This is a genomic window from Paradevosia shaoguanensis (genome assembly GCF_016801025.1).
Taxonomy (GTDB): domain Bacteria; phylum Pseudomonadota; class Alphaproteobacteria; order Rhizobiales; family Devosiaceae; genus Paradevosia; species Paradevosia shaoguanensis.
This window is the reverse complement of sequence record NZ_CP068983.1, coordinates 592,080-609,710: the sequence shown is the minus strand read 5'-3', so window position 1 is coordinate 609,710 and position 17,631 is coordinate 592,080. Positions and strand designations below refer to the sequence as shown.

The 17,631-nt window shown below is 64.6% G+C and carries 16 protein-coding genes; 11 read left to right on the top strand and 5 right to left on the bottom strand.

The window, feature by feature from the left end:
• Positions 1-69 precede the first annotated feature (69 nt).
• The 5 genes from JNE37_RS02885 to JNE37_RS02865 all read left to right on the top strand — a co-directional run bounded on the left by JNE37_RS02885 (position 70) and on the right by JNE37_RS02865 (position 6,174).
• Positions 70-1,047, top strand: coding sequence for a BMP family protein (locus tag JNE37_RS02885; protein WP_203065245.1), 978 nt, complete (start codon positions 70-72; stop codon positions 1,045-1,047).
• A complete protein-coding gene (locus JNE37_RS02880) occupies positions 1,044-2,594 on the top strand; it encodes an ABC transporter ATP-binding protein (RefSeq protein ID WP_203065244.1) in 1,551 nt (516 codons plus the stop codon). Before JNE37_RS02885 ends, JNE37_RS02880 begins: the two co-directional genes overlap by 4 nt.
• The gene (locus tag JNE37_RS02875) at positions 2,594-3,649 is read left to right on the top strand and encodes an ABC transporter permease (protein WP_203065243.1); all 1,056 of its coding nucleotides are present in this window, start codon (positions 2,594-2,596) and stop codon (positions 3,647-3,649) included. Before JNE37_RS02880 ends, JNE37_RS02875 begins: the two co-directional genes overlap by 1 nt.
• A complete protein-coding gene (locus JNE37_RS02870) occupies positions 3,646-4,596 on the top strand; it encodes an ABC transporter permease (RefSeq protein ID WP_203065242.1) in 951 nt (316 codons plus the stop codon). Before JNE37_RS02875 ends, JNE37_RS02870 begins: the two co-directional genes overlap by 4 nt.
• Before the next feature lie 216 nt (positions 4,597-4,812).
• Positions 4,813-6,174 (top strand): hypothetical protein, encoded by a 1,362-nt coding sequence (locus tag JNE37_RS02865; RefSeq protein WP_203065241.1) that lies wholly within the window; start codon positions 4,813-4,815, stop codon positions 6,172-6,174.
• An 8-nt stretch (positions 6,175-6,182) separates the two neighbouring features.
• Here JNE37_RS02865 and csgH read toward each other — a convergent pair whose 3' ends face one another.
• From csgH to JNE37_RS02850, 3 genes are all read right to left on the bottom strand, one after another.
• On the bottom strand, positions 6,183-6,473 hold the full coding sequence (gene csgH / locus JNE37_RS02860) for a curli-like amyloid fiber formation chaperone CsgH (protein WP_035036350.1): 291 nt from the start codon (positions 6,471-6,473) through the stop codon (positions 6,183-6,185).
• Positions 6,474-6,663: 190 nt separating this feature from the next.
• Positions 6,664-7,014, bottom strand: coding sequence for a hypothetical protein (locus JNE37_RS02855; RefSeq protein ID WP_152571825.1), 351 nt, complete (start codon positions 7,012-7,014; stop codon positions 6,664-6,666).
• Between the two features lie 88 nt (positions 7,015-7,102).
• Positions 7,103-7,528 carry a hypothetical protein gene (locus tag JNE37_RS02850; protein WP_035036355.1) on the bottom strand — a complete coding sequence of 142 codons (426 nt, stop codon included), beginning with the start codon at positions 7,526-7,528 and terminating at the stop codon, positions 7,103-7,105.
• 436 nt (positions 7,529-7,964) lie between these two features.
• On the opposite strand from JNE37_RS02850, the gene JNE37_RS02845 reads away from it, so the two are divergent.
• From JNE37_RS02845 to JNE37_RS02835, 3 genes are all read left to right on the top strand, one after another.
• A complete protein-coding gene (locus JNE37_RS02845; RefSeq protein ID WP_035036358.1) occupies positions 7,965-9,200 on the top strand; it encodes a helix-turn-helix transcriptional regulator in 1,236 nt (411 codons plus the stop codon).
• A 229-nt stretch (positions 9,201-9,429) separates the two neighbouring features.
• The gene (locus JNE37_RS02840; RefSeq protein WP_052015709.1) at positions 9,430-10,152 is read left to right on the top strand and encodes a Crp/Fnr family transcriptional regulator; all 723 of its coding nucleotides are present in this window, start codon (positions 9,430-9,432) and stop codon (positions 10,150-10,152) included.
• A gap of 61 nt (positions 10,153-10,213) precedes the next feature.
• Entirely contained in the window at positions 10,214-11,080 is an 867-nt protein-coding gene (locus JNE37_RS02835) for an NAD(P)-dependent oxidoreductase (protein WP_035089717.1), read from the top strand.
• An 805-nt stretch (positions 11,081-11,885) separates the two neighbouring features.
• Here the strand turns inward: JNE37_RS02835 and JNE37_RS02830 are convergent.
• Together JNE37_RS02830 and JNE37_RS02825 are read right to left on the bottom strand one after the other, a co-directional pair.
• Positions 11,886-12,053 carry a hypothetical protein gene (locus tag JNE37_RS02830; RefSeq protein WP_156046453.1) on the bottom strand — a complete coding sequence of 56 codons (168 nt, stop codon included), beginning with the start codon at positions 12,051-12,053 and terminating at the stop codon, positions 11,886-11,888.
• A gap of 101 nt (positions 12,054-12,154) precedes the next feature.
• Positions 12,155-13,084 carry a helix-turn-helix domain-containing protein gene (locus tag JNE37_RS02825; protein WP_035036362.1) on the bottom strand — a complete coding sequence of 310 codons (930 nt, stop codon included), beginning with the start codon at positions 13,082-13,084 and terminating at the stop codon, positions 12,155-12,157.
• 159 nt (positions 13,085-13,243) lie between these two features.
• Between JNE37_RS02825 and JNE37_RS02820 the strand changes: the two genes are divergently transcribed.
• From JNE37_RS02820 to JNE37_RS02810, 3 genes are all read left to right on the top strand, one after another.
• Positions 13,244-15,337 carry an ABC transporter substrate-binding protein gene (locus tag JNE37_RS02820; RefSeq protein ID WP_203065240.1) on the top strand — a complete coding sequence of 698 codons (2,094 nt, stop codon included), beginning with the start codon at positions 13,244-13,246 and terminating at the stop codon, positions 15,335-15,337.
• Positions 15,338-15,415: 78 nt separating this feature from the next.
• The gene (locus JNE37_RS02815; RefSeq protein ID WP_035036389.1) at positions 15,416-16,426 is read left to right on the top strand and encodes an ABC transporter permease; all 1,011 of its coding nucleotides are present in this window, start codon (positions 15,416-15,418) and stop codon (positions 16,424-16,426) included.
• A complete protein-coding gene (locus JNE37_RS02810) occupies positions 16,423-17,622 on the top strand; it encodes an ABC transporter permease (RefSeq protein WP_081899517.1) in 1,200 nt (399 codons plus the stop codon). Before JNE37_RS02815 ends, JNE37_RS02810 begins: the two co-directional genes overlap by 4 nt.
• The last annotated feature ends 9 nt before the right edge of the window (positions 17,623-17,631 follow it).

Here is a 17,631-nt window from a genome sequence, read left to right as displayed (position 1 = left end):
CGGGGCTTATCTGCCGGCCATTGGGGGCTCGTAGGGAGAGTCCCCGCCTCTCATAAGGACTTGCAGGGAATGACCAAGGGTTGGGTACGTGGATTGGCGGCGGCTGCTGCCGTGAGCATTGCTTCTGTCACCGCGAGCGTGGCCTGGGCCGCCGACGTGAAGATCGCCATGATTATGCCGGGCCCGATCACCGACAACGACTGGAACTCGGTCGGCTATAACGGTCTGCAGGCCGCCGCCAAGGAACTGGGCGTCGAAGTCGCCTATGCCGAGAACGTCACCGACGCTGACGCCGAGCGCCTGCTGCGCGATTTCGCCTCGCGCGGCTACAACCTGATTTTCGCCCACTCGTTCTCGTTCGGCGACGCGGCCCTCAATGCTGCCGAAGATTTCCCCAACGTCACCTTCATGGCCGGCACCGCCGCCAGCCTGGCTGACAACCTGGGCACCTATTCCAACCCGGATTACCAGGGCGCCTACCTCGCCGGCATGATCGCCGCCGGCGCCTCCAAGACCGGTACTGTCGGCTGGGTCGGCGGCATGCCCGCCCCCAACATGCTGGCCAATCTTCACGCCTATGAAGCCGGCGCCGAAGAAGGCAAGGCCGGCACCAAGGTGCTGCATACCTTCATCGGCTCGTGGTTCGATCCGCCGAAGGCCAAGGAAGCCGCCATCGCGCAGACCGAGCAGGGCGCCGACGTGCTCTCCGCCCAGGGCGTGGGCGTCATCGATGCCGCCATCGCCAAGAACGTCTGGGCGCTCGGCGCCATGACCGACCAGAACCACCTCGGCCCCAAGAACGTCCTCACCAGCGTCACCTGGGATCTCAGCCCGCTCGTGGTCGCCGTCGCCAAGGCCGTCGAGGCCGGCACCTGGAAGAGCGAGAACTGGTCCTACGGCATCGCCAACGGTTCGGTGAACCTGGCCGATTTCCACGGCCTCGATTCCAACGTCGATCCGGACGTCCTCAAGCGCGTCAACGAGAAGATCGAAGCCATCAAGGCCGGCTCCTTCGAAGTGCCGCTCGATACCACTGCGGTGCAATGACCTCCGCTGACCAATCCGTCGCAGCCGCTGGCCTCGTGCCGGCGGCTGTCGACATGCGCGACATCCGCGTGCAGTTCGGCCCCGTCATCGCCAATGACGCGGTCGATTTTGCTGTCAGGCCCGGCGAAATTCACGCTCTTCTGGGCGAGAACGGCGCCGGCAAGACCACGCTCATGCGCATTCTCGCCGGGCTCCTGCAGCCACAGCGCGGGGAAGTCCTGATCGACGGCAAGCCCGTCCACCTCGCCTCCGCGCTCGATGCGCAGGCCCATGGCATCGGCATGGTCCACCAGCATTTCATGCTGATCCCCACCATGAGCGTTGCCGAGAACATTTCCATCGGCCTTCCCGGCGTCCGCCGCTGGTTCCCGCGCCTCGGCGACCTCGCTCGCGAGATTTCCGCCTTCGGCAAGGAGCGCGGCCTCGAGATCGATGCGAACGCCCTGGCGGGTTCGCTCTCCGTCGCCGGCCAGCAGCGCGCCGAAATCCTGAAGGCCCTCTATCGCGGCTCGAAAATCCTCATCCTCGATGAGCCCACCGCCGTTCTCACCCCTCAGGAAGCCACCGGCCTTTTCGAAGTCCTGCGTTCGCTGGCCAAGGCCGGCACCGCCATCATCTTTATCAGCCACAAGCTGCACGAAGTCATGGCCGTCACCGACCGCATCACCGTGCTCCGCCGCGGCAAGGTCGCTGCCAGCTTCGTCACCCGCGACACCAATGAGCGCGAAGTCGCCCGCGCCATGGTCGGCGCCGACGTGACCCTGCCGCAGCTCGATGAGCCCGCCAACCAGAACGCCGCCCCGATCCTCGATCTGAGTGCCCTTACCCTCAAGGATGAGCGCGGCCTCACCCGGCTCGACGACGTCACCCTCACCATCCGCTCGGGCGAAATCGTCGGCATTGCCGGCGTCGACGGCAATGGTCAGCAGGAACTGGCCGAAGCCGTCGTCGGCCTTCGCCGCCTCGATTCGGGCGCCATCTCCATCGACGGCAAGCCGCTGGCCGCCGCGCCCGTCGCCGACCGCATCGCCGCCGGTCTCGCCCATATCCCCGAGGATCGCCACCGCACCGCGATCTTTTCGCCCATGTCCATCGCCGAGAACGCCGCCTCCGAAACCATCGGCGCGGCCCCGCTTTCGCGCTCCGGCCTCATCGACAACGGCGCCCTGCGCACCAATGCCGAGGCTATCGTCGAGAACTTCGACGTGCGCTGCTCGGGCATCGACCAGCCTATCGGCGAACTCTCGGGCGGCAATCAGCAGAAGGTCGTGCTCGGCCGCGCCATGAGCCGCGATCCGCGCCTCGTCGTCGCCGTGCAGCCCACGCGCGGCCTCGACATCGGCGCCACCGCCTTCCTCCACAACCAGCTGCTCGAAAGCCGCCGCAAGGGCGCTGCCGTGATGCTGGTCTCCACCGAACTCGACGAAATCCTGGCGCTCTCGGACCGCATTGCGGTCATGTTCAAGGGCCGCATCATCGGCATCATCGAGCGCAAGGACGTCACCATGGAAAAGCTCGGGCTGATGCTCGCGGGCAAGGCCGCCTGATGATCGAAACCGTCCGCCGCACGCTCGTCGCGCGCAACCTCCTTTCCGGCATCGTCGCCGTGCTGCTGGCGCTCCTCGCCGGCGCGCTTCTCATCCTCGCCCTCGGCCGTGATCCCATCGCCGCCTATGGTGCGCTGTTCTCCGCCTCGCTCGGCTCGACCAATGGCCTGGCCGAAACCGCCATCCGCACCGTGCCGCTGGCGCTGTGCGGCATCGGCATCGCGCTGGCCTTCAGGGCAGGGGTGTTCAATGTCGGCGCCGAAGGCCAGCTCTTCATCGGCGGCATCAGCGCCGCCTATGTCGGCACGCTCCTCGATGGCCAGCCGCAATTGCTCGCCCTCTCGCTCATGGCCGTGGCCGCTGCCGTGGGCGGCGCCCTCTGGTCCGGCATCGCGGCGGTTCTCAAGCTGCGTTTCCGGTCCGATGAGCTCATCACCACCATCATGCTCAACTACATCGGCATCTTCTTCGTCGGCTACCTGCTCCACGGCCCGCTGCACGATCCCGGCTCGGCCCTGGCGCAGACCGTTCGCCTCGGCGCCGAAGCCCGTCTGCCGGTGCTCGTGCCCGGCACACGCCTCCACTTCGGCATCGTCATCGCGGTGGCTGCCGCCTTCATCGCCCAGCTCTATCTCTGGCGCACCGTCGCCGGCTTCCGCCTGCGTGCCACCGGCCAAAACCCGCGTGCCGCCGAAAATGCCGGCATCAACGTCCGCCGCGTCATCGTCGTCGGCTTCCTCACCTGCGGGGCCCTGGCGGGCCTTGCCGGCTTCACCGAAGTCGCCGGCGTGCAGCGCCGCATGATCGAGAACCTTTCGCCCGGCTATGGCTACACCGCCATCATCGTGGCTTTGCTCGGCCAGACCAACCCCATCGGCGTCCTCTTCGCCGCCGCCCTCTTCGCCGCGCTCCAGGTCGGCTCAACCACCATGGAATCCGCTGTCGGTGTGCCGTCCTCGCTCACCATGATCATCCAGGCGCTCGTCGTCCTTTTCCTCCTGGCCCAGAACGTCATGCCCCGCTTCTGGCGCAAGAAGACGGGAGCCGCCGCATGATGGATATCCTCGACAACGCCGTCCTCGCCGGCTTCATTGCCGCCAGCGTCCGCATGGCCATCCCGATCCTCTTGGCCGCCATCGGCGGCATGTTCTCGGAAAAGTCCGGCGTCCTCAATATCGGCCTCGAAGGCATGATGCTGCTCGGTTGCTTTGTCGGCTTCGCCGCCGCCTATGCCTCGGGTTCGCTCATCGTCGGCGTCCTCGCCGCCATCGTTGCGGGCGCGCTGCTCGGCCTCGTGCTCGGGGTCTTCGCCATTACCATCGGTTCCAACCAGGTGGTGGTCGGCATTGCCCTCAACCTCCTCATGGTTGGCGTCACCGGCTTCTTCTTCCGCCTCTTCTTCGGCTCGGGCACCTCGTCCCCGCGCATCGACAATTTCCAGCCCATCGATTTCGGCGCGCTCGCCCAGATACCCATTATCGGCCCGCTGCTCTTCCAGCACGATCCGCTGACCTATCTGGCGCTGCTTATCGTCGTCCTCGCCTGGGTCATCATGCACCGCTCGACAATCGGCCTCGCCATCTCCGCCGCCGGCGAACACCCCGAGGCCGCCGAAACCCTCGGCCTCAACGTCCCCCGCATCCGCTATCTCTGTCTCCTCGCAGGCGGCGCCTTGGCGGGTCTGGGCGGAGCCTTCCTCTCGCTCAGCGCCACCGGCCTTTTCATCGACAACATGACCTCGGGCCGCGGCTACATCGCGCTCGCCATGCTGATCCTGGGCCGCCGCTACCCCTTCGGCATTCTCGCCGCGGCTCTGCTCTTCGGCGCCGCCGATGCCCTGCAGCTACGCACCCAGCTCCTGCCCTGGAACATCCCCCTCCAGTTCCTGCTGATGCTGCCCTATGTGCTGACCATCGTAGTCCTCGCCATCGCGGCGGGCCGCACCGGCGCTCCTGCGGCGCTCGGGGCGCCGCTCAGGCGCCATAAATCCGACGGGGCCTGATCCCCATCGGCAACTACTTCATATCGCTCGTGAATTTTGCTTGCTCATCACAGTAAAGTGGCGGGCAATACTCACTTTTAGGTAATAGCCGGCATTGTAAAAAGGATACACAACTATGGTTACCGATTGCTCGTTGCTTGTTTTCGCAAGAACACGGCAATGACTTGAGGTAGTGTTTGTGAGGGGGCACTTCACGCAATCGTCCTGTGTGGCATCATGCGGAAATGTGTCGTAGGCCAGCTATCGACCTGGGCAGTCCTTCCTGTGCTCTCCGCCAGCGCGGCGATCGCTCAGGATCAGCCGCAACAGGATTACACGCCGACCATCATGAGCGAGTCGGGCGGCGCCATGATGATGACGTTGTCGGACGTACCATCCGGCGTGACCGGTAGCGGCGGGCCGATCACCGGCTCTGGCGTCCAGACCATTCCCGGCGTGATGATGGGTTTCGATATCGGCCGCAAGCTGGGCACGTTCGCCGGCTTCGACCTCATCGGCAATCTCTCGCTCTTCATCGGCATCGGCGGCAATACCGCGACCTCGACAACCACGCTTTCGGGGCCCGGCACCATCGTGCTCTCGGGCAATACCCAGAGTACGGCAACGATCAGCCTGGACACCACCACCGGCCCGGGCGGCGCGACGGCCAATGCCTCGGTGTCGCTGACCACGCCGGGCGGAGGCGCGACCATCACCCAGAACACGATTTCGCCAGTCGGTGGCGGCGTCGTCTCGCCGGCCGTGACCCTAACCGGCGACAATACCGGCGTGATCTTCTCGGGCGTCGCCACTGACGGCACGACGCCCAGCGCGGCCGCTTTCGCCGCCGCTGCCGATCCGCGCGGCTATGTCTTCGTGGGTGTGGGCGACCTGACCGGCACCACGATCCGCACCAACACCTATCGCAGCTTCGTCTACTACGGCGCCGATGCCTCGTTCGGCCTCTCGCCGCCGTCGGTCGATCCGACCAGCTTTACGCCCTACATCACCGCCGGCTATCGCGCGCTACGGCAGGAAATCTCGACCGTCACAACGTTCGATCTCCCCGAAGTGGCCGGCGCGACCACGACCTTCCCGACCCTCGGCCTGCGCCGGTTCGAGCAGCTCGATGCGAACTATTATGGTGGCGGCGTCGGGCTTTCGGTCAGCCATACCCTCGAGAACAACATTACGCTGAACGGCGCCATCGAAGGCGGCATCCGTGCGTTCGACGCGACCTATCGCGGGCGCGACCTTGCCATTTTCCCGATCCCCACGGGCGGGAACGCGACCGACCTGCAGACATTCGATGTCGGCAGGGCCAGCGCCGAGGAGCACGGCGTCGCCTGGTTCGCCAAGGGCGAGGCCGGCTTCAACTTCCCGATCGCCGCCAATCTCCTGCTGGGGTTCACCGGTACGGTCGAATACATCTCGAAAGTGCCGACCCTCACGCGCTCCGGACCTACCGTGCAATCCACGCAGGGAGCTGGCTCCGGCTCGCTGACCTATCCCAATGGCGCCGGTACGCAGTCAACCAGTATCGCCTTCGCCGATGCCTGGAACTTCGGCATCAAGGCTACGCTGAGCGGCAGCTTCTGAAAGCCCGGCTAGTTACGGGAATCGTAGCGGCAGTCGATCTCGCCGCCCTGCCATTCGACGACCAGATGGGCGACGTAGAAGGCGCCCGGATCCGTGTCGAGCGTTACGCGCCCAAGCTCTTCTTCCGTGCTGTCCGATCCGACGAGGAAGTCGCCCGATTGCGTGATATCCGAGCGGCCGGCGGGCCCCTGCTTTTCGATCACGAAGTGGAACGAGCCTTCGGCGGGCACCGGTGAGGAGACCTTGCCGACGAGCTCGATCGAGGATGGTGTTTCGACCCTGACGATGTCGCAGTTCATGTTTTCAGCTCCGCTTGCTGACGCCAGGGGAGCGCTGGTTGCGACGATGACGAGAGCGGCCCTCAGACTGGCGTGGTGGTGCATCATTCTTGATCCCAACTCTGCCCGCGGATGCCGCCGCCCGGGGCAAGTCAAACGCAAAAATCAGCCCGCCGCCGTCAGGCGCCGGACTGATCGGTTGGCCCCAGCCTCAATCCGGAGCCCGGGGCGTGATCTCGATGACATAGGTCGAGCTGCCATCGGAGGTCGAATGCATCGACGACCGGATGCCATCGAATTTCTGCGAGTTCATCTGGATCACCGCCAGGTTCTGGTTGGACCCGGTGATGGTCTGGTTGAAGGTGTGGCCTTCGCCCGATTGCGCGATCGACGTGAAATTATGCGAACCCGTCACGTTGATCGATGCGGTGTTGTCCGTGCCGCTCTGGACGGTAACCGAAACGTTGCCGCCGAATTGTCCCTTGACCGGAAGGCTGCCTGCATAGGCGGGCACGGCCGGGATAGCGGTGGCCAGAACCGCGGCCAGTATCAAACACCTCATAGCACTTCCTCCGTTTGAACGACTGCGTGGAAGGGGCGGAGGATGCGGGGGGAATAGCGGGGCGCTACCGCATCCTCCGGGACCCAGGTCAGAAGTTCACCTGGACCGTGTTGGAAGTGTTCCCCGCGCCGGACTGCGAGGTCTCCGAATAATTGCCATGGCCCAGCTGAGTGGTGGCCGCACCATTGCCGAAGCCGCTCTGCCAGGTTCCCGAGGCATTGTACTTGCCGGCCTGCGTGGTCAGCGACTCGTTGGCGACGCCTTCCTGGCCCGTATAGGCATCATTGTGCCGGCCGACCTGGATCGTGCCCTGGGCATTGCCGAGGCCATATTGCTCGACAGCCGCATTGTTGCGGGCGCCGGTCTGGTCGATGCCGGAGAAGTTACTGCCGGCCTGGAAGGTCTCCTGGTTGTTCTTCCACCCGCTCTGATTCACGATCGAAATATTGCCCGCGAAGGCAGACGTGGAAGCGATCGCCAGGATGGCCGCTGCACCGAAAACACTCTTGATCATGGTAGTCTCCCTCTGATGAAAAGCTGAAATGCCGAACCCTTCGGCTGTCATCAGAGGGCGCCAAACCCGCCCGGTTTTCGAGCCGGAAGCCGTACTTCCGCCCGTGTCGAGGATCACCCCGCCGGTGCCGGTGCAACGGTCCTTGCGTATGGCCGAGTGAGTCGGCGTTACATTTCGTAGGTCGCCCTATGTGCTCTGCAGGCCGATGCCATACCTTTTCGTGGGGCGGCGCTCAAATCGGCGTCAACGACGCGGCAAATGCACGGAAAATGGGATGAACATACTAAACCAACTGGTCTAGCTGGGGCCCGGCCATTGACGCAGGTCAATGACAGTCTTCGACTTCGGGCACATAACTCCGACACCCGATACCGACAGGGGCACAAAGAGAGCGGTGGGGCAGGCAATATGTGCACTCTGAAGGAAGAGGGGCAAGATGAAGCAATTTTACGAGCGGGGCCGGCTGCCCATGCCGCCGCTCTCCAGTCCCCCGGCCACACCGGGCTGGGGTCAGGCTGACGAAAATACCGCCCGGCATTTTCTGGTCCGCCGCGTTTCCAACTACCCGTATAACAGCCTGATAAGCTGCATCTACGACCTGGCCCGGGGCAGGGCAGGTTGGGATAACTTCCTCGATACGCTGGCCGCGGCCTTTCCTGGCTGCGCCATCATGGTGTCCGGCGACGACCTCGTCACCGGCCGCAACCTGGTCTTCGCCCAGCGTGGCCTCTCGCCGTCGGCGGCGGCCGCCTATGTGACTCATTATGCGCGGCTCAACCCCTGGCGCGAGGCGCTGGGCAACTGGCCGCCCGGACACCTCTACCAGGACGAGGACCTGGCCGAGCGTGGCCAGGCACTGGATTCGCCCTACTACACCGAATGGCTCGGGCGACAGGGCAGGTTCGACGCCGCCACGGGCTTCGTCGTGCTACGCTCGGGCGCTCGTCAGCTTGCGATCGAGCTGCGCTATGGCGTCGAGGATGAGCGCCTGGTGCGCGATCGGGCCGGAACCATTCTCGGCGACGCGGCCTTCCACTTCCACCACGCCCTCGAAAGCGCACGCGCTGCCAAGGACTATCTCGGCAACGTCGTGGACGACCTCGCCTTTCCCGTCTTCCTCCTCGGCGCGGATATGCGCGTGGTCTATGCCAATCATCATGCCGATGCGCTTCGCCGCAGCGGCACGGGACCGTTCCTCGGGGATCGTGCCGTCCTGCGCGCGACCGATGGCGTGGTGGATTCCCATCTGCGTGACTTCGTTTCCCGCGCCGCCGCCCGGCGTTCCTCGACCTCGATCTTCGCCTTTGACTCCGCCAATGGCCGCTACTTCGCCATCGCGCGGCCGGTCGTCTCGGCGAGCGAGGCGACCTACCAGCTGCACGAGGCGCTTTTCGACAGCGGACCGATCACGATGCTGATCGTCCACGGCGCCTCCGGCATGCCGGCCCTGCCGGCCGACATGCTCTGGCGAGCCTTTGGGCTGACCGAAGCCGAGACCGAGCTGGCCGAGGCTATGCTCGGTGGCGGCACGGTGGCCGAATATGCCCAGGCGCGGCTGGTTTCCAAGCAGACGCTCCGCAACCAGCTTGTCGGTCTTATGCGCAAGACCGGCACGCACCGGCAGGCCGAGCTGGTCGGCCTGCTGACACGACTGGCGCTGACCTCCGCCTGACTAGGCCTACCTCGAAAGGGGTAGGCCTAGGCCTTTCATGCCCCTTCGGAGGGGCAGCGCTCTGTGCTAAGGTTTTCAGAATGCCGGACTTACTAGCGATCTTTGCGGCGATCGATCTAGGCTCCGCGCGGCACCGTACTGGCGTGCCTGGCCACTCGATCTTCATTGCTCGAAAAACCTTACTTCAAGCGTTTTGCTCGCGGCAGAAACGACTGCAGGGGTTTCGGCAATGAACTCGTTCGAGATGTTCTCCGCTTCCGCGCTTTCCGCCTGGCTGGACCAGGCGTCCGACGCCGCGCCGCACCCCCCGAACGACCACCTTGCCGACCTCCAGAACGACGCCGCCGAAGCCTTGATGGCCCACTCCTTCCTGCGCCACTGCGCGCCGGGGCAGGCGGTGCTGGTCGAGGGTGAGCCGGCCGAATTCGTGGGGCTGGTCATTTCCGGCGTGCTCAAGGTCTGCCGGTCGCTGGCCGACGATCGGCAGCAGATCGTGGGGCTGCTTTTTGCCGGCAGCTTCTTCGGCAGGGCGTTCGAGACGGTGGCGCATTTCTCGGTCGAGGCGGCGAGCGAAGCCGAAATCCGCTGCATCCGCCGCCGTGACTTCGAGGTGCTGCTCGAGCGGCACCCGGACCTGCAGCAGCACATGCTCTCCATCGTCCTCGACGAGCTGCAGGCGGCGCGCGACTGGATGGTGCTGCTCGGCTGCCAGGAAACGCTGGAGCGGGTGGCGTGCTTCTTCGCGCTGCTGCTGCAGCGGGGCGAGGGCGGCAGCGACCGGGTGACCTTCCCGATCGGGCGGCGCGACATTGCCGGCTATCTCGGTACGACGGTCGAGACGCTCAGCCGCCAGGTGCAGTTGCTCTCGCGCGAAGGGGTCATCGAAATCCTCGACGGCAAGAGCTTCCGCATCCTCGACCCGGTCCGCCTGATCTCGCTCTCGGGAACCTAGAGGGCTGGCCAGCCTCGCCATTTCACGCTACCCCACCAGTCGAACCAAAGGAGGGTGCGATATGGCCAAGGTAGCGTTCATCGGGTTGGGAGTGATGGGCTATCCCATGGCGCGGCATCTGGCGGCCAAGGGCCACGAGGTGACCGTCTACAACCGCACCGGAGCCAAGGCCGAGCGCTGGGTCTCCGAATTCGGCGGCCGCGCGGCTCCGACCCCGGCCGAGGCGGCGCGCGGGCAGGAATTCGTCTTTGCCTGCGTCGGCAATGACGACGACCTGCGCCAGGTGACGCTCGGCGCCGCGGGCGCTTTCGGGGCCATGGAGAAAGGGGCGGTGTTCGTCGACCACACGACGGCGTCGGCAGGGATCGCGCGTGAGCTCGCGGCGGCGGCCGATGGCTTCGACGTGATCGATGCGCCGGTCTCGGGCGGGCAGGCCGGGGCCGAGAATGGAGTGCTGACCGTCATGTGTGGCGGCGAGGCGGCGCCATTCGCGCGGGCCGAACCGGTGATGGCGGCCTATGCCCGCGCAACCCGGCTTCTCGGGCCGGCGGGATCGGGACAGCTGGCCAAGATGATGAACCAGATCTGCATCGCCGGGGCGGTGCAGGGGCTGGCCGAGGCGATCCACTTCGGCAAGCAGGCGGGGCTCGATATCGAGGCGGTGATCGACACCATCTCCAAGGGCGCGGCGCAGTCCTGGCAGATGGAGAACCGCTACAAGACCATGAACGAAGGCAAGTTCGATTTCGGCTTCGCCGTCGACTGGATGCGCAAGGACCTGTCGATCGTGCTGGGCGAAGCCCGCAGCAACGGCTCGACCCTGCCGGTCACGGCGCTGGTGGATCAGTTCTACGCCGACGTGCAGACGATGGGCGGCGGCCGGTGGGATACGTCGAGCTTGCTGGCTCGGTTGGAGCGGAAGGGGTAGGGCTGGAGCGAGTGCGCTAGAACGGGATGCTGATCCGACGGGCTTGGGGCTTCCAGCGGAGCTGACCATCCCCACCAATCTCCCCCCATACTTCCCCGGGCGAAGACCGCCACTCCTGCGGGACGGGGAAGCGAGGGGTGGGTGAGCGCGGGCCACGGTTTCCTTCTCCCCTTGTGGGAGAAGGTGGCGCCGGTAGCGCCGGATGAGGGGTCTGCGATGCTGGCGAAAACCCCTCACCCGCCCTTCGGGCACCCTCTCCCACAAGGGGCGAGGGCGATGGGGGGCGATCTCGCGTCCAGGCGCTACCTCGCTAGCCTCTCGGTCTTGCGTCTGCTCGCGCTGCGTCAGTTCAGAAAAGCTGCTCATCCCCTCAACGCCATGATTCGCGGCCTGCGCGGGGTGACGCGTTTGGGGGGATAAAGTGGCGTTGCTGCTTTGGGCGACGCTGGGGGGCTAGCCAGTGGATCGGACTTTTGGGGTTGGATTCGCGGGCGTGAAACATTTTGAATGTTTCACGGGGATTTTTTTAAGGGATTTTCCCGGTCTCTGGACGATTAAATAGCTGATTTTAATAGTTATTTTATTCAGGAAACGTCCTGAATCGTTAAATTTTGACTCAATTTCGGGACATCTTTGGCCATCTTGCGCGGGTTTCCGCGGCAAATTCGATGGTTTTGGGACATGTTTTGAGGGGTGTGAGGGGCGTCCTTGCTGACGGGTTTTGATGGTGGGTTGTTATTGTAACGCCGGGGTTGGGGCGCGGGGATAGATTTCGCCTTGCGCCGCGCCGAACCCGGATCAGCTGCTACAGGATGACCATAACCACGGCCGCGGCGGCCGAGACAATGGCCAGAGACGCGACCATGGCGGCGACGAGCATGACGTGGGTGTGGACCGTATGGCGGTCCAGTGAGGTCTGCAGCTTGGCGTAGGACGCCTTGCGGAAGAAATTATCAGGCTCAAGTTGCGTCATCGACTGCCTCCCTTGCCCCCAGGGAGAACGCTAGCACCGGAGCGCCACGGGGGCGCCGCAATGCTGCCAAAGCGGTTAATTTTGCTTAAAATTTTATCGGTTCAGCCGTGCAGGTTCTGCCGCATCTCGCGCGGGGTCATGCCGTAGGCGGCGCGGAAATGCTCGTAGAACTGGCTGAGCGAAGTGAAGCCCGACTGGTAGGCGACGTTGGCGATCGAGATATTGCCCTCAAAGAGCAGCGAGCGCGCGCGGATGAGGCGCATGCGCACCACGAACTTGCGGACCGAAACGCGCATCACTTCGGTGAAGAGATTGAGGGCGTAATTGGGGTGGAGCCCGACCACCTTGGCCACGTCTTCGGCGGTCAGGGGATCGGAGAGGTTCTCGATGATGTGGCGGACCATGGCGACGACGTAGCGAACCGGCGTGGCGGCCTTGGTCGTGGGGGTGACGGACTCGATCCAGGGCGGCAGCAGCTCGTCCCAGCCGATGAGTGCGGCGCGCCGCAGCATGTTGTTGATCTCGGACTTGAGGATGTCGGTGCGCTCGGCATTGCCGGAGCGATAGTCCTGATACCAGCGGCGCAACGTATGCTCGTCGATGGCGTCGGGGGTGAGGGCGATGACGCCGCCGCCCATCATGGTCTCGGTGAGCCGGCCCAGCGTCTGCATGTGCAGGAACGAGTCGAGCGGCAGGTAGACGTTGCACTGGCGCGAGTCGCCCTGCTGGCCGCGATCGAGCGCTATGGTCTGGTGCGGAATGCCGGCCCAGAACATGATGAGGCGCTCGGGCGGCACGCTGACCGGCTGGCCGTCATAGACGTAATCCATGCCCCCGGCGGTGAGCCAGTTGAGCTCGATATGCCCATGGCTGTGCTCCTGTGGCATGATCTGCGGATCGAACCAGCGGATGCCGAAACGTCCGAAGGCAGAGGTGTTGGCATAGAAGCGCCGGTCCGGCCGCGGCACCGGCAATGGCGCCTGTTCGCGCCGCTTTTCCAGGGACTTGGGTGCCGCTGCCACCTCGGCCATTCCGCTTCTCCACGATCTTTAAAACCCGGAATAACTCATTAAAAGATCGGATTGCGCGCCGATTTGCAAGCACTACCATTCAACACGTGGACCCGAATGGAGGGAAGGAGACCCCATTCATGGCGCAGGTGCGCGGGTTCCGTGTCCGAGGGAGGAATTATGCGCAGAAAACTGATTGCCCTTGGCGGGGCAAGTCTGCTGCTGGGCGTGTCGATGCTGGCCGTCCAGGCACAGGAGGTGGCACCGACCACGCCGCCTGATCCGCCAAAATTCGAAGCCCAGGGCTTCCCCACCTTCGTCGGCGTCAAGGACATCTTCGAGTTCAAGGCGCTGCCCGAATATCATGAGCCGGATTGGGTGACCAAGCAGTTCGTCGACACCGGCAAGCTGCCGGCGGTCAAGGACCGCCTCCCCAAGGAGCCGCTGGTCTACAAGACCGCCAACATGCCTGACGGCGTGGGCGTCTACGGCGACGTCATGCGTCACGTCATCGGCGGCCGGCCGGAAGGCTGGAACTACATGGCCGGCCAGTCCCAGGGCTGGGGCGGCATCGACATCGGCACCATGGAATGCCTGACCCGCACGGGTCCGCTCTTCGAGGTCAAGGCCGAAGAGCTGGAGCCGCTGCCGAACCTGGCCAAGAGCTGGGAATGGTCCGAAGACGGCCACAAGCTGACGATGCACCTCATCGAAGGCGCCAAGTGGTCCGACGGCGTGCCGTTCACCACCGAAGACGCCATGTTCTACTGGAACGACAACGTCCAGGATCCCAACGTCACCCCGCTCAACGGCGCGACCCCGGAATCCTTCGGCGAAGGCACGACCCTCAAGGCGCTCGACGACTACACGCTCGAATGGACCTTTAAGGAAGCCTTCCCCAAGCAGTATCTCTACCAGATGGCCTACGGCACCTTCTGCCCGGGCCCGGCGCACATCTTCAAGCCGCTGCACCCGAAGTACTCGTCCAACACCTACGACCAGTACAAGAACGCCATTCCGCCCGAATACCTGAACGTTCCGGTCATGGGCGCGTGGGTTCCGGTCGAGTATCGCCCCGACGATATCGTGGTGATGCGCCGCAATCCCTATTACTGGAAGGTCGACGAGAACGGGAACCAGCTCCCGTACCTCAACGAAGTCCACTATCGCCTCTCGACCTGGGCTGACCGCGACGTGCAGGCCGTGGCCGGCACGGGCGACTTCTCCAACCTCGAGCAGGCCGAAAGCTATGTCGAGGCCCTGAAGCGCGCTGCCGATCCGTCGGCTCCCTCGCGTCTCGCCTTCGGCGCCCGCACCATCGGCTATTCGCTGATCCCGAACCTCTCCGGCAATGGCTGGGGCGAACCGGATGAGCGTGGCCAGGCCGTGCGCGAACTCAACCGCAACCTCGATTTCCGCAAGGCCGTGTCCTACGCCCTCGATCGCCAGCATCTCGGCGAGTCGCTGGTGAAGGGCCCGTTCACCGCCATCTATCCGGGCGGCCTCTATGCGGGCACGACCTATTACGACAAGGACTCGACGGTCTACTACCCGTACTCGCTCGACACCGCCAAGGCGCTGCTCGAAAAGGCGGGCCTGAAGGACACCGACGGGAACGGCATCGTCAACTATCCGACGGACGTGGCCGGTGTCGGCGGCAAGGACGTGGAAATCACGCTCCTGGCCAACTCGGACTACCAGACCGACAAGAGCCTCGCGGAAGGCGTGATCGCTTCGATGGAAGCGCTCGGGCTGCGCGTGGTGGCCAACTTCCAGGCCGGCAACCAGCGTGACGCAACCTACCAGGCCGGCAAGTACGACTGGCAGATCATGCGTAACGGCGCCGAACTGATCTCGGTGGTGCAGAACACGGTGGCGCTCGCGCCGACCGGGCCGCGCATCGCCAACAATCACCGCGCCGGCAAGGATGGCACGGTCGACCTGCTGCCGTTCGAGCAGGACATGGTCGATACGGTCAATTCCTTCATCAACACGTCCGACCCTGCTGCGCGCGTCGAGGCGATGAAGAAGTACCAGAAGCTGTTCACCGAGAACCTCTATACGATCGGCCTGACGCAGTATCCTGGTGCGCTCATCATCAACAAGCGCTTCGCCAATATCCCGGCTGGTGCCCCGATCTTCATGTTCAATTGGGCTGAAGACAACATCATCCGCGAGCGCGTGTTCGTGCCTGGCGACAAGCAGCAGGCCTATGAACTGCACCCGAACACCCTCCCGGGCGCGCCCGGCAAGGGCAACGGTCCGATCAACTAAGCGATCGTCCTCCAATCGTGACGGACAAGGGAGCCGCGGCCCCCTTGTCCCCCTGACCCAGACCGGAGACGACCCGTGATCCTGCGCTTCCTGGTAGTCCGCATCCTATCGGCCATACCTGTCCTGTTTCTGCTCAGCGTCGTGACCTTCGCCATCATCCAGGCCCCGCCCGGCGACTATGGCGACTACATCCGCTCCATGCTCATGAACCAGGGCGGCGCCACCGCCGAGGAGGCCGAACTGCAGGCCGAGGCTTACCGCCAGGCCAACGGGCTCAACGACCCGCTGCCCGTCCAGTATCTCAACTGGGTCAAGGGCATCGTCACCCGCTTCGATTTCGGTCATTCGCTCTATTACAACAAGCCCGTGGGCGACGTGGTCGCGGAACGGCTGCCGCGCACCATCGCGCTGGCGCTGACCTGCCACATCCTCGCGACGATCCTCGGGATAACGCTCGGCGTCATCGCCGCGACCCGACAATATAGCTGGGTCGACACGCTTTTCGGCTTCATCTCGTTCCTCGGGATGACCATCCCCAGATTTCTGCTCGCCATCATCATCATGTACATCCTGGTCTTCAGGCTCGGCGTGCAGGAAATCGGCAGTTTCAACTCCGTCAGATATGGCGGGCAACCCTGGTCCTGGGACAAGTTCGTCGATCTCCTCGCCCATGTCTGGCCGGTGATCTTCATCGCGACGCTGGGCGGGCTGGCCTACAACATGCGCGTCATGCGGGCGAACCTGCTCGATGTTCTCAATGCCCAATATGTCGAGACGGCCCGCGCCAAGGGCCTGCCCGAGGGCGCGGTCATCATGAAGCATGCGGTGCCCAACGCGCTCCATCCGCTCATCGCCTACCAGGGCGTGGCGCTGCCCTATATGCTCACCGGCGAGATCGAGGTGGCCATCGTCTTCGGGCTCGCCACAGTCGGCCCGGCCATCGTCGGCTCGATGGCCGTGGGTGACGTCTGGGTCACCGCCACCTTCGTGATGGTGCTGGCCGCGACCCTCATCGTCGGCAACATCATCGCCGATCTCCTCCTCGCCATCGTCGATCCGCGCGTCCGCCTCGGAGGTGCCCGCGAATGACCGAAGTTCACACCCGCTCCTCCATTCCGCTGCCGCCCGATGCCGGCGAAGGCCCCGCGCCCACGCCCGCCGAGGAGGCCGCGCAGGTGGCTGCGCAGCCGGCCATCAACCCGCGCTTCGCCCATGGCAACGAGGGCTATATCGCCCTCGTCTGGCGCCGCTTCCGGCGCTCGATCATCGGCATGATCGGGCTGGTTCTGGTGGCGCTGCTGCTGATCATCGCGGTTTTCGCCGACTTCTTCGCGCCGGTTGACCCCAAGCAGCCGAACCTCGCCTTCGCGCCGCCGGACCACATCACGTTCTCGGCGCCTGATGGCAGCTTCAGCCTCATCCCCTATGTCTATCCGATCATCGAGACCGGCGAATACGACCCCATCACCTTCCAGCCCCTGACCGGGCCGGACATGGAGAACCCGACCCCGCTCGGCTTCTTCGTTCCGGGCTACAGCTATTACGTGCTCTGGGTCATTCCCTCCAACATCCACTTCTTCGGCTCGACCAACGGCAAGCCGGTGAATTTCCTCGGCACCGACAAATTCGGCCGCGACATCCTTTCGCGCGGCATCGTCGGCTCGCGCATCTCGCTCACCATCGCGCTGGTCGTGGTGCTGCTGACGACGACCGTCGGCACGCTGGTCGGCATAACCTCGGGCTATATCGGGGGCAGGGTGGACGTCTGGGTGCAGCGCTTCGTCGAATTCGTGCTGATGTTCCCGCAATTGCCGCTCTACCTGGCGCTGACCAGTCTCATTCCGGTGACGGCACCATCGAACGTCTTCATCGCCTTCGTCATCGGCGTCATGGCCGCGCTCGGCTGGGCACAACTGGCGCGCGAAGTGCGCTCCAAGACGCTCTCGCTGGCGCGGATCGAATATGTGCGCGCCGCCATCGCGGTGGGCTCGGGCGACTTCCGCATCATCACGCGGCACATCCTGCCCAACGTCATGAGCCACATCATCGTGGCGGTGACGCTGGCCGTGCCCTCGGTGGTGCTGCTCGAAAGCTTCCTCGGCTTCCTCGGCTTCGCCGTGAAGCCGCCGCTGATCTCGTGGGGCCTCATGCTCCAGGACACGGGCACCTTCTCGGTCATCGGCTCCTATCCCTGGATCCTGAGCCCCGTGGTCTTCGTCCTCATCACCGTGTTCGCGTTCAACGCGCTGGGCGATGGCCTGCGCGACGCGGTCGACCCTTACTGAGCGAGCCCC